Here is a 10,643-nt window from a genome sequence, read left to right on the forward strand (position 1 = left end):
GTACCTGAGCCCGCCCGGGACAGCCTGCCCGCCCGGGACCGCCCGGGCGCGCCTACCTCTGAGCCCGCCCGGGACTGCGGGAACCGTGAAACCTGCCTCTACCTGGTCTTATACCTGACCGCACGGTGTGAGCTACTACCTATAACGGGCCCCGCGTTCATAGTACGTACCTATGGCGTCCTGTACGAGCAGCTGCTAGCCTGCCCGTGTCCAGGTCGTTATTCACGGCTCCTACCGGATTATCCCCTGGCTCCCCAGTACACCTGTTGAACACCGAGGAATGCCCATGTCACTCCCCGCCCACGGCGCCCGCTGGCGCGCACAGGCCCTGACGTCCCTGGTCCTGGGACTGCTCCTGGCCCTGGTCAGCGCCACCACCGCCCAGGCCCTCACCCTCCCGGCCTCCCCGCCGCCCGGCGGCCACGCCGAGATCACCTCCTCCGGCCCCCTGACCAGTATCGCGATCGGCAGGACCCTCAACGCGAGCGTCTACCACACCGGCGACTCCAGCAGCCAGTGGTACGGCGACTACGCCAGCGGCACCTACGTGTTCGCCGACGGCAGGCTCTACAGGCCCACCGACACGCCGGCGTCGGGCTACTACGACTCGACCACGACGGCCTACACCCCGGTGTCACAGGAGGGGCCGACCGGCAGCGGGACCGCCGCCGACCCCTTCAAGGTCACCACCACCGTGGCCCTGGGGAGCACCGGCCTGACCCTGACCCAGGTGGACACCTACGTCACCGGCCGGGAGTCCTACAACACGTCGGTCATCCTGAGCTCCACCGGCGCCACCCCCATCGACGTGCGCGTCTACCGGGCCGGGGACTGCTACCTCCAGGACAGCGACTACGGCACCGGCACCGTGCTGGACGGCGTCGCCCCCACCTGCATGGCCAAGCCGAACTCGCCCAACCCCAACCGGTACATCAGCCTCTACCCGGGCAGCGCCAGCTCGACCTACCTCGAGGCCTACTACGGCGACGTCTGGCGGGCCGTGGCCTCCGGGCAGCCCCTGAACAACACCACCGTCAGCCACGACCACGACAACGGCATCGCCATCGCCTGGCCGGTCACGGTGCCCGCCGGCGGCTCCGTCAACGTGAGCAACGTCAACGTCTTCTCCCCTGAGGGGGTCCGCCCCCTGTCCACCGCCGCCACCGCCGACGCCGACCAGAGCGAGGCGGGCGCCCAGAACGGCTACACCGTGACCGTCACCAACCCCAACACCTCACCGGTGGCCCTGTCACAGGTGAGTGTGGAGCTGCCGGACGGCTTCTCCTACGTGCCCGGCACCACCACCGGGGCCACCACCACCGACCCTGTGGTCAGCGGCCAGAAGCTGACCTGGTCCGACCTGACCGCCCCCGCCTCGGGCTCGGTGAGCCTGGCCCTGAAGGTGAAGGTCTCCGACACGCCAGGCACCTACACCATTGACGTCACCGGGGAGTCGGCCACCGCCACCGTGCTGGAGGGGGTCGACCAGGCGCCCATTACCGTCACGGCCACTGGCCCCGTGGTCCCTCCGGCCCCCGGCCCGGCGCCGGCACCCGAGCCTGAGCCCGCCCCGGCCCCGGCGCCCGAGCCAGCACCCGAGCCTGAGCCGGCCCCGGCCCCGGCCCCGGCCCCGGCGCCCGAGCCCTCCGCCTCGCCGAGCCCCTCGGCCTCCCAGCCCCTGGCCAAGACGGGTACCTCCCTGACGGCGCTCGTCCCGGCCGCCTGCGGCCTCGTGCTCGGCGCCGGTCTCCTGGTCGCCCGCCGCCGTCGGCACGGCTGAGTCCCTGACACCTGACGGGCGCCCCTTCCAGGGGCGCCCGTCAGCCCGTTGCGGGCCCAGGTAAGCGCGCCACGGACTCAGGGGCGCCCGGAGGAGACCACCAGCAGCCAGACGAGGTAGAGGCCGCCCAGCGCGGCGGACAGCAGCCCCACCGGGATCTGGAAGGGGGCGAGCAGGCGCTGGGCCAGCAGGTCGGCCCCCACCAGGACCAGGGACCCCATGGCCGCCGAGGCCACCAGGGCGACCACGGCGGCCGTGGCCGAGCCCCCCAGGATCGTGCCCGTGGCTACCTGGAGGGTGGTCGAGGTGGCGCTCAGCAGGATCACCACCAGCCCCCCGGTGGAGGCGCCGGTGGTGAAGCCGACAATGTCGGGGCTGCCCAGGGGGTTGCGCGACAGGCTCTGGAAGACCGCGCCCGACAGGGCCAGCATCGCCCCCACCAGCGCGGCCGCGAGCGTGCGCGGAAGACGCTGGCCGAGCACGATAAAGCGGTCCAGGTCGCTCCCCTGCCCGCCCAGGGTGCGCAGGGCGCCGCCCGCGGAGATCTCGTAGGCCCCGGTCAGTACCGTGACCACCATGAGCACCACGGTGGCCGCGACCAGCAGGCAGGTGACCACCAGGGTGCGACGGTGGAGCAGGAGGGAGCGTCCGCCCCCCAGGGACAGGGGCCGCTGTGAGGCCGGCGGGCCCAGGCGGCCGGCGACCGGGCGCGCACTCCCGCGCCTTAGGCTCATAGCACGCCCCTTCCCGAGCGCCAGATGACCGCGGCCAGCAGGACCGGCCCGCCGATAAAGGCGGTGACCACCCCGGCCTCCATCTCGCCGGGGCGGATGATCACCCGCCCGACGACGTCGGCCACCAGCAGCAGGACCGGCCCGGCGATGAGGGAGACGGCCAGCAGGCGTCTGTGGTCGGCGCCGAGGGTCAGGCGCAGCACCTGGGGCACCACCAGTCCGACGAAGGAGATGGGGCCGACGGCGGCCGTGGAGGCACCGCACAGCAGCGTGATGGAGACCAGGACGAGGAGGCGCGCACGTGCCGGGCTGACCCCCAGGGCCCTGGCCTGCTCCTCCCCCAGGGCCAGGGCGTTGAGGGTGAGTCCGCAGGCCAGGGACAGCAGCAGGCCGACGCCGACTGGCTCCTGTACGCCGTCCAGGGCGGCAAGGAGGAGGAGCTGACCTCCATGGACCTGTGGCCCGCCCTCAAGGCCGTCTCCAACCAGCACGCGGTGGCGGTTGACGACGACCCCTTCTTCCTCAACGCGGGCCCGACGGCGGCGCGCACCGTGCTCACCAAGGTCTCCGAGACGGTGAGGTAGGTGGCCGCGCCCCCCACCCCGTCCCCGCACGCCAGCGGCACCCCGGGCCTGGACGCTGGCACCACCCTGTCCCCGCACGCCAGCGGCACCCCGGGCCTGGGCGTGCGGGGCGTCCGCCTGTCCTACCACCCGGCCCACCCCGTCATCGAGGACCTGACCACGGCGGTCACGCCGGGGGCGGTGACCATGATCGTGGGCCCCAACGCCTGCGGGAAGTCCACGCTGCTGCGCGCCCTGAGCCGGGTCATCTCCCCGGACGCGGGGCAGGTGGTCCTCGACGGCCGGGACATCGCCACCCTGGCCCCCAAGCAGCTGGCCCGGCGCGTGGGGCTGCTGGCCCAGTCCTCGATCGCCCCCGCCGGCATTACGGTGCACGAGCTGGTGGCGCGCGGGCGCTACCCCCACCAGTCGATCCTGCACCAGTGGTCCGCCGCCGACGACGAGGCGGTCAGCGAGGCCATGGAGCGCACCCACGTGGACGTCCTGGCCGCCCGTCGCGTCTCCTCCCTGTCCGGCGGGCAGCGTCAGCGGGTGTGGGTGGCCATGGCCCTGGCCCAGCGCACCGACGTCCTCCTGCTGGACGAGCCCACCACCTACCTGGACCTGGCCCACCAGGTCGACGTCCTGGAGCTGTGCCGCGAGCTGAACGCCGAGCTGGGCACGACGATCGTGGCCGTGCTCCACGACCTGAACCAGGCCTGCCGGTACGGTGACGAGGTCATTGCCATGCGTGCGGGCGCCATCGTGGCCCACGGCGCCCCGAGCGAGGTGGTCACCGCCCAGGTGGTGGAGGAGGTGTTCGGCCTGCCGGTCCAGGTCATCTCCGACCCCCTGACCGGCACGCCCCTGGTGCTCCCGCTGCCGCGCCCGCACCTAAGCCGCCGTGGAAGTACCTTAGTCACTGGCGACGTACCTTAGCTGACGGCAACGTACCTTAGCTGACGGCGACGTACCCTAGTCATACGTCCCCGCCGACTAAGGTACGTCCGCGATCCCTAGGGTACGTCCCGGATCCCTAGGGTACGTCCCGGATCCCTAGGGTACGTCCGCGGCGGGCGGCACGAGCTGGCTCCCCACGACGTCGGCCAGGGAGGGGAAGCGCCCGGTGGCGGCGAAGTCCTGGGAGCGGGCCCAGTCGGCCAGTGCGGCCAGGCGCTCGTGGGCGTCCGTCCCCGCCTGGGGGCCGTAGACGGTCACGCCCGTGCCCGGCACGCCCGGGAGGGTGAGCACGTCGTAGGTCAGAGGCAGGTCCCCGACGGCCGGGTGGTGGTAGGTCTTGGTCCCGCTGCGGTGCTCGTGGACGTCGTGGCGCCCCCAGGCGGTACGGAAGTCCTCGGAGTCCTCGGTGAGCTCGGCGACGACAGCGGCCAGGGCCGGGTCGGCGGGGTGACGGGCGGACTCCATGCGCAGCATGGCGGCGATAATCACCTGGGCCCGGTCACGGCGCCCCCCGTAGAACTCCGGGGCGGCCGCCCCGGTGAAGGCGAAGCGGGCCAGGTTCGGGGTCCGGCCGGGGTACTCCTGGTACACGGCGTCGTACAGGGCACGTCCCAGGAGGTTCGCGCCGATAATGTCCTGCGCGGCGGTGGTCGCCAGCGCCGGGGCCGCGACGTGGGCCAGGACCGCCCGCAGGGAGGGCGCCGGATCCCGGGGCTCCGGGGTGTCCTGGCCCCCGTGGGCCAGGGCGAACAGGTAGGCGCGCTCGACGTCGTCCAGGCGCAGGGCCCGGGCCAGGGCGTTGAGGACGGAGTCGGAGGCGCCCCGGATGCGGCCGCGCTCCAGGCGCGTGTAGTAGTCCGGGTTCACCCCCGCCAGCGCGGCCACCTCCTGGCGGCGCAGGCCCGGGACGCGCCGGTCCTCCCCGAGGTCGGGCAGCCCGACGTCCCGGGGCGTCAGCCGGGCCCGCCGGGAGGTCAGGAAGCCGGAGACGACGGCGCGCTGCGGGTCGGTGGGCATGGTGTGAGGCTATCGCCCTACCCGGCCGAGATCCGCGAGCTGACACGGATTCGGCTGGCAGCGAGGGGGCTGGCAGGTACCGGCGCGCCCGCCAGGCCCCGGCCCACCTGCCAGGCCCCAGCGCACCCGGCAGCCCCCAGCACGCCCGCCAGGCCCCGCCAGTACCCCCCTGCCCGCCAGGCCCCGGCCTGGATCCTGCTGGCCGGGGCGCTAGGCTCCCGGCGGAGGGCGCGCCCCGCCAGGCGCGCCACCGCCGTCGGACGCCCCGCCAGGTGCCCCAGACACCCCGCCGTCGGACGGCACATCGGCCTCAGGGACCGGCCCCACCCCACCACCTTAAGGAGATCAGAGACATGCAGACCCTCGTCATCGTCGTCCATCCCCGCTTCAGGTCCTCGCGCGTCAACGCCGCCCTCGCCGCGGCCGCCGAGCGCACCCGGGACGTGACCGTGCGCTACCTCTACGACCTCTACCCCGACGGCCGTATCGACGTCGCCGCCGAGCAGGCCGCCCTGGCGGCCGCTGACCGGATCGTGCTGCAGTTCCCCATGTACTGGTACTCCTCGCCCGCGCTGCTCAAGCAGTGGCAGGACGACGTCCTGACCTACGGCTGGGCCTACGGCTCCACCGGCAGGGCGCTGGCGGGCAAGGAGCTGCTCGTCGCCGTGTCCACCGGCGCGGACAGCTACGGCAGAGGGGACTCCTACTCCGTCAACGAGCTCCTGCTCCCCTTCCAGGCCACCGCGGACCTGTGCCACCTGACCTACCTGGAGCCCTTCGCCACCACCGGCGCCCTGTCGATCCCGGACGAGGCCCTGGCGGCGCGCGCCCGGGAGTACGCCAACGTCCTGACGGCCCCGCGCCCTGCGGCCCGGTGAGCGGACCCCGCGCCGGGGACGTGCTCTAGCCACCGGCGACGTACCCTGGCCGGCGAGAACGTACCCTGACCACCGGGAACGTACCTTAGCCATCGGGGACGTGCCTCAGAGGTACTCTAACGTACGTTACCGGCGGCTAAGGTACGTCACCGACGTCGCACATACGTCACCGCACCGGGCACCCCGGTGGCCCCTCAGGCGATCACCTGCCGGGGCCGCACCGGGAAGGGCCTCCCGGGCGGGACCTTGCGGAGGATCCGCCCCACCAGGGCCTGGACGTCCTGGAGATCCTCAAAGGACACGCGGGTCAACCGCCACCCCGCCTCCTCGATCTCGTCGCCACGCCGCTTCTCGCGGTAGTAGGCACCGGGCTCGGCGTACTTCCCCCTCCCGTCGAACTCCACCCCGAGCCGCAGGTCAGGCCAGGCGAGGTCGGGGAAGTACAGGCTCCCGCCGACACGTACCCCGACCTGGGCGGCGGGCTCCGGCAGTCCCGCCCGCAGGAGGAGGTAACGCAGCTCGCTCTCACCAGGGGACTCCGCCCAGGGGCTCAGCAGGGGCAGCAGGGCCCGGGCCCGCCTGACGTGCTGGCGCGGCCCGGCGCGGCGCAGCTGCTCACCGACCTGTGCGAGCACCTCGGCGGTGCGCGCGCGTTCCGGACCGGGGGCGAAGCGGTCGGGCAGGACCGCCCCGCGGAGGAGGGAGTCCGCGCTCACGACGGCGTCCCGGGGCGGCAGGTCCAGCAGGCAGTCAGCGATCGTGCGGGGCACGGTGGTCACCGAGAGACCTGCGACAGCAGTCACCTCGTCGTCCGGGAGCCTGCGGCGGTGCCTGCGCAGGTGACAGGAGGCGCCCCGCTGGAGCCGGTGTCCCCGCGGAGGGGGAGCCCCCTGACGGCCCCAGACCAGGGGCGCCCCGTAGACGACGCGCGGGAGGGGAAGGGTCGAGCGGCGTGCCGCACAGGGCTGGGTGACGTGCACGTCGGGCTCGTGGTCACGGACGAGGGCCCCGTGGAGAAGGGCCGCGGAGCTGTGGGTGAAGGCGCTCAGGGACGGGTGGGTGCGGTGGACGGCGAGGATCCGGGCCAAGCTGACCTCGTACTGCTGGTGCCACACAGGCGGGGGGACCGTCGGCAGGAGGTACTGGCCCCTGGCGAGGCGGACCGCGGTCCTGGGCAGGGTACCCGGGCCCCGGGCCGCCGTGACGACGGGGAGCGGTCCAGGAGGTGACGGGAGGGCTGTCATGGGCCCAGGGTGCGGCCGGAGGGGGGCAGGGCGCCAGGGGTGACGACCCGCCTGTGGACAACCTGCGCCTGTCGGGCGCCTGTGGGCTGAGTGAACCCCTGGGACACCTGGAGGACCTCACCGTAGACGTACCTTAGTCGGCGGGGACGTATCTTGGAAGTACGTCCCCGACGACTAAGGTACGTCCCCGCCGACTAAAGAATCAGCCCCAGGGGCGGAGCATGACCTTAATGTCCCTGCGCTCGTCCATGGCCCGGTAGCCGGCGGCGGCGTCGGCCAGGGACAGGCGGGAGGTGAAGACCCTCCCGGGGTTGATCTCGCGCCTGAGGACGCGGTCAATGAGGTCGGGCAGGAAGCGGCGCACGGGGGCGGGGCCGCCCAGGAGGCTGACCTCGGAGAAGAAGAGCCGCTGCCCGTCCAGGCTCACCCCGTGGGAGACGCCCACGTAGCCCACGTGCCCACCCGGACGGCAGCTGGCAATGGCCTGGTCCATGGAGACCTGGTTGCCCACGGCCTCCACCACGCCGTGGGCGCCGTAGCCGCCGGTGAGCTCCCTGACCCTGGCGGCGCCCTGCTCCCCCCGCTCGGGGACGACGACGTCGGTGCCGAACTCGCGGGCGAGCGCCGCCCGGTCGGCGTGGCGGGAGAAGGAGATGACCTGCCTGGCCCCCAGGGCCTTAGCGGCCAGGACCGCACACAGCCCGACGGCGCCGTCGCCGACCACGGCCACGGTCCGCCCCGGGCCGGCCTCGGCGGCCACGGCCCCGAACCACCCGGTGCCCAGTACGTCGGAGGCGGCCAGGAGGGAGGCCAGGACGTCCTCGTCGTCCGGCATACCGCCGGGGACCGGCACGAGGGTGCCGTCGGCCAGGGGCACGCGCGTGTACTGGGCCTGGGTGTCGCCCATGAAGCCGCCGTTAACGCAGCGGGACTGGAAGCCAGAGGCGCAGATCTCACAGGTGTTGTCGCTGGTGCAGAAGGAGCCCACCACCAGGTCCCCCACCGCGACGCCGTGCACCTGGGCCCCGACCTCGACCACGGTGCCCACGTACTCGTGGCCCATGGGACGGCCCCCTGGAGGGAACTCGGCGTCGATACCGCGGTAGGGCCACAGGTCCGAGCCGCAGATACAGGCGGCCTCCACGCGCAGGACGGCGTCGGTGGGCTCAATGACGTGGGGTACGGGACGCTCCTCGACGCGGACGTCGCCGGGACCGTACATGACGACGCCGCGCATGGTGGTAGGGGTGCTCACGGCTCTCTCCTCGGTGGGTAGGCTTGCGGTAGCCCCAGGGTAGGAGGCGCTACCGGGGACCACCAGGGACTGTCAGGGCCACCCGGGCCCCGTGCGGTACGGGCCCCGTGCACCGGCCGGAACCGTACGCCGGGCCCGTGGGCCGAGGCACCTGGCCCGTGGGCCACCGGCCCGTCGACCGTGCCTGCTCCGACCTCTTGACCCGCGCCACCCGGACCACAGGCCCACACGCCACAGGCCCGTGCGCTCCCGCCGCGCGCCCCAGGCTCCGCACCCCGCGCCCCGCTCCCGCCGCGTACCCGGAGTCAGCCCCGGTAGCGTGACCGGCGGCCTGCCGCAACACTCCGCCCGCCCAGGGGCCGCCCGGAGGGGCCGGACGGTAGGTTAGGGTCATGAGCCTCCCCCCTCCCTCTGAGCGCCGCTGGCGCGACGACCTCTTCCTGGCCCACACCATCGCCGACCAGGTGGACCGCCTCACCGCCACCCACTTCGACGCCCAGGACTTCGAGGTCGAGTCCAAGCCCGATCTGTCCCCGGTCACCACCGCCGACCGTGAGGCCGAGCGCATGATCCGTGAGCACCTGAGCCGTGCCCGGACCCGTGACGCTATCTACGGGGAGGAGTACGGCGGGCACGCCGCCCGCAGCGCCGCAGAGCACTCCGGGCGCCTGTGGGTGATCGACCCCATTGACGGTACGAAGAACTTCGTGCGGGGCGTGCCGGTGTGGGCCACCCTCATCGCCCTGGTGGAGGACGGCGAGGTGGTTATCGGCACCGTCTCCGCCCCGGCCCTGGGGAGGCGGTGGTGGGGCATGAGCGGCAACGGGGCGTGGACCGGCCGCTCCCTGCCCACCGCGCGCCGCCTGCACGTCAGCGGCGTGAGCGACCTGGACGACGCCTCCCTGTCCTACTCCTCCCTGCCGGGCTGGGTGCGGCGCAAGCGCCTGCGCGGGATGCTGGGGCTCATGCAGTCGTGCTGGCGCACACGCGCCTACGGCGACTTCTGGTCCTACATGCTCCTGGCCGAGGGGGCGGTGGACGCCGCCGTCGAGCCCGAGCTGGACCTGTACGACATGGCGGCGCTGGTGCCCGTGGTCACCGAGGCGGGCGGGAGCCTGACCTCCCTGGCCGGGGTGCCCGGCCCCTGGGGAGGGGACGCGCTGGCCACCAACGGCCTGCTGCACGAGGCGGTCCTGGAGCACCTGGGGCAGGAGACCGACTGAGTTCGGCGTCACACCGGCCAACGCGGTAGCGACCCTCGCGCACCGGCTACTGTTCCTGACGCACGTTCCACACCACAGGGAGTCCCATTGAACTGGCTGCACGCCGTCGTCCTCGGCATCGTGGAGGGCATTACCGAGTTCCTGCCCGTCTCCTCCACGGGACACCTCAATATCGTGGAGAAGCTGATGGGCTACAAGATCGACGACAAGGGTATGACCGCCTTCACGGCCGTCATCCAGATCGGCGCGATCCTGGCGGCCATCGTCTACTTCTGGCGTGACATCGTCCGCATCGTCACCGCCTGGTTCAAGGGCCTGGTCAGACACGAGGCACGTGAGGACCCCGACTACACGCTGGGCTGGGGCATTATCCTGGGCTCGGTGCCGGTCGCGGTCGTGGGCCTGCTGCTCAAGGACTTTATCGAGGTCACGGCCCGCTCCCTGTGGGTCATTGCCGCGGCCCTGGTGCTGTGGAGCGCCGTCATGTGGTGGGCGGACCAGCACTCCGGGGGCCCGCCCGGGGCCGCGCACGCCTCCCTGGGCAAGGGCATGAGCCAGGTAGGGATCAGGGACGCCCTGGTCATCGGCTCCTTCCAGGCCCTCTCCCCGGTCCTGCCGGGTATCTCCCGCTCGGGGGCCACCATCTCCGCGGGCCTGCTGCGCGGCTTCGACCGGGTGACGGCCACCCGCCTGTCCTTCTTTATGGGCATCCCCGCCCTGGTGGCGGCGGGTCTGCTGGAGGCCGTCACCGCGGCCGGGGACATTGCCTCCGGGCCGGGCTGGGTCTCCACGGGCGTCGCCACCGTGGTCTCCGGCGTGGTGGCCTACGCGACCATCGCCTGGCTGCTGCGCTTCGTGTCCTCCAACAAGTTCACCGGGTTCCTGGTCTACCGCGTCGCCCTGGGCATGGTCATTGTGGGCCTGGTCCTGGGGGGCCTGGACCCGGCCTGAGCCGGTGGGCGCCCCGGCACCGGCAAGCGCCCCGACGC

At 73.0% G+C, this 10,643-nt stretch carries 9 protein-coding genes and 1 pseudogene; 5 read left to right on the forward strand and 5 right to left on the reverse strand.

Annotated features, from left to right (window positions below; all coding sequences use genetic code 11):
- Positions 1-286: 286 nt before the first annotated feature.
- A complete protein-coding gene (locus C3V41_RS05235; protein ID WP_106109385.1) occupies positions 287-1,780 on the forward strand; it encodes a DUF11 domain-containing protein in 1,494 nt (497 codons plus the stop codon).
- 77 nt (positions 1,781-1,857) lie between these two features.
- Here C3V41_RS05235 and C3V41_RS05240 read toward each other — a convergent pair whose 3' ends face one another.
- Both C3V41_RS05240 and C3V41_RS05245 read right to left on the reverse strand, forming a co-directional pair.
- Positions 1,858-2,514 carry an iron chelate uptake ABC transporter family permease subunit gene (locus C3V41_RS05240; RefSeq protein WP_106109386.1) on the reverse strand — a complete coding sequence of 219 codons (657 nt, stop codon included), beginning with the start codon at positions 2,512-2,514 and terminating at the stop codon, positions 1,858-1,860.
- Positions 2,511-2,909: pseudogene (locus C3V41_RS05245) on the reverse strand (FecCD family ABC transporter permease); the annotation flags it as partial. The pseudogene C3V41_RS05245 and the gene C3V41_RS05240, both read right to left, overlap by 4 nt.
- A gap of 255 nt (positions 2,910-3,164) precedes the next feature.
- Between C3V41_RS05245 and C3V41_RS05255 the strand changes: the two are divergent.
- On the forward strand, positions 3,165-4,016 hold the full coding sequence (locus C3V41_RS05255; protein WP_441299722.1) for an ABC transporter ATP-binding protein: 852 nt from the start codon (positions 3,165-3,167) through the stop codon (positions 4,014-4,016).
- A gap of 117 nt (positions 4,017-4,133) precedes the next feature.
- Here the strand turns inward: C3V41_RS05255 and C3V41_RS05260 are convergent, their stop codons facing one another.
- The gene (locus tag C3V41_RS05260; protein WP_106109387.1) at positions 4,134-5,054 is read right to left on the reverse strand and encodes a helix-turn-helix transcriptional regulator; all 921 of its coding nucleotides are present in this window, start codon (positions 5,052-5,054) and stop codon (positions 4,134-4,136) included.
- 353 nt (positions 5,055-5,407) lie between these two features.
- Here C3V41_RS05260 and C3V41_RS05265 point away from each other — a divergent pair, with 353 nt between their 5' ends.
- Positions 5,408-5,932: an NAD(P)H-dependent oxidoreductase gene (locus tag C3V41_RS05265; RefSeq protein ID WP_106109388.1), complete on the forward strand. Its 525-nt coding sequence runs from the start codon at positions 5,408-5,410 to the stop codon at positions 5,930-5,932.
- 194 nt (positions 5,933-6,126) lie between these two features.
- Here C3V41_RS05265 and C3V41_RS05270 read toward each other — a convergent pair whose 3' ends face one another.
- Complete coding sequence (locus C3V41_RS05270; protein ID WP_129591483.1) at positions 6,127-7,176, reverse strand: hypothetical protein; 1,050 nt, start codon at positions 7,174-7,176, stop codon at positions 6,127-6,129.
- 202 nt (positions 7,177-7,378) lie between these two features.
- Entirely contained in the window at positions 7,379-8,413 is a 1,035-nt protein-coding gene (locus C3V41_RS05275; RefSeq protein WP_106110688.1) for a zinc-binding dehydrogenase, read from the reverse strand.
- 410 nt (positions 8,414-8,823) lie between these two features.
- Here C3V41_RS05275 and C3V41_RS05280 point away from each other — a divergent pair, with 410 nt between their 5' ends.
- On the forward strand, positions 8,824-9,654 hold the full coding sequence (locus tag C3V41_RS05280) for an inositol monophosphatase family protein (protein WP_106109390.1): 831 nt from the start codon (positions 8,824-8,826) through the stop codon (positions 9,652-9,654).
- A gap of 87 nt (positions 9,655-9,741) precedes the next feature.
- Positions 9,742-10,605: an undecaprenyl-diphosphate phosphatase gene (locus C3V41_RS05285; protein ID WP_106109391.1), complete on the forward strand. Its 864-nt coding sequence runs from the start codon at positions 9,742-9,744 to the stop codon at positions 10,603-10,605.
- The last annotated feature ends 38 nt before the right edge of the window (positions 10,606-10,643 follow it).

Source organism: Actinomyces sp. oral taxon 897, assembly GCF_002999235.1.
Lineage (GTDB): Bacteria > Actinomycetota > Actinomycetes > Actinomycetales > Actinomycetaceae > Actinomyces.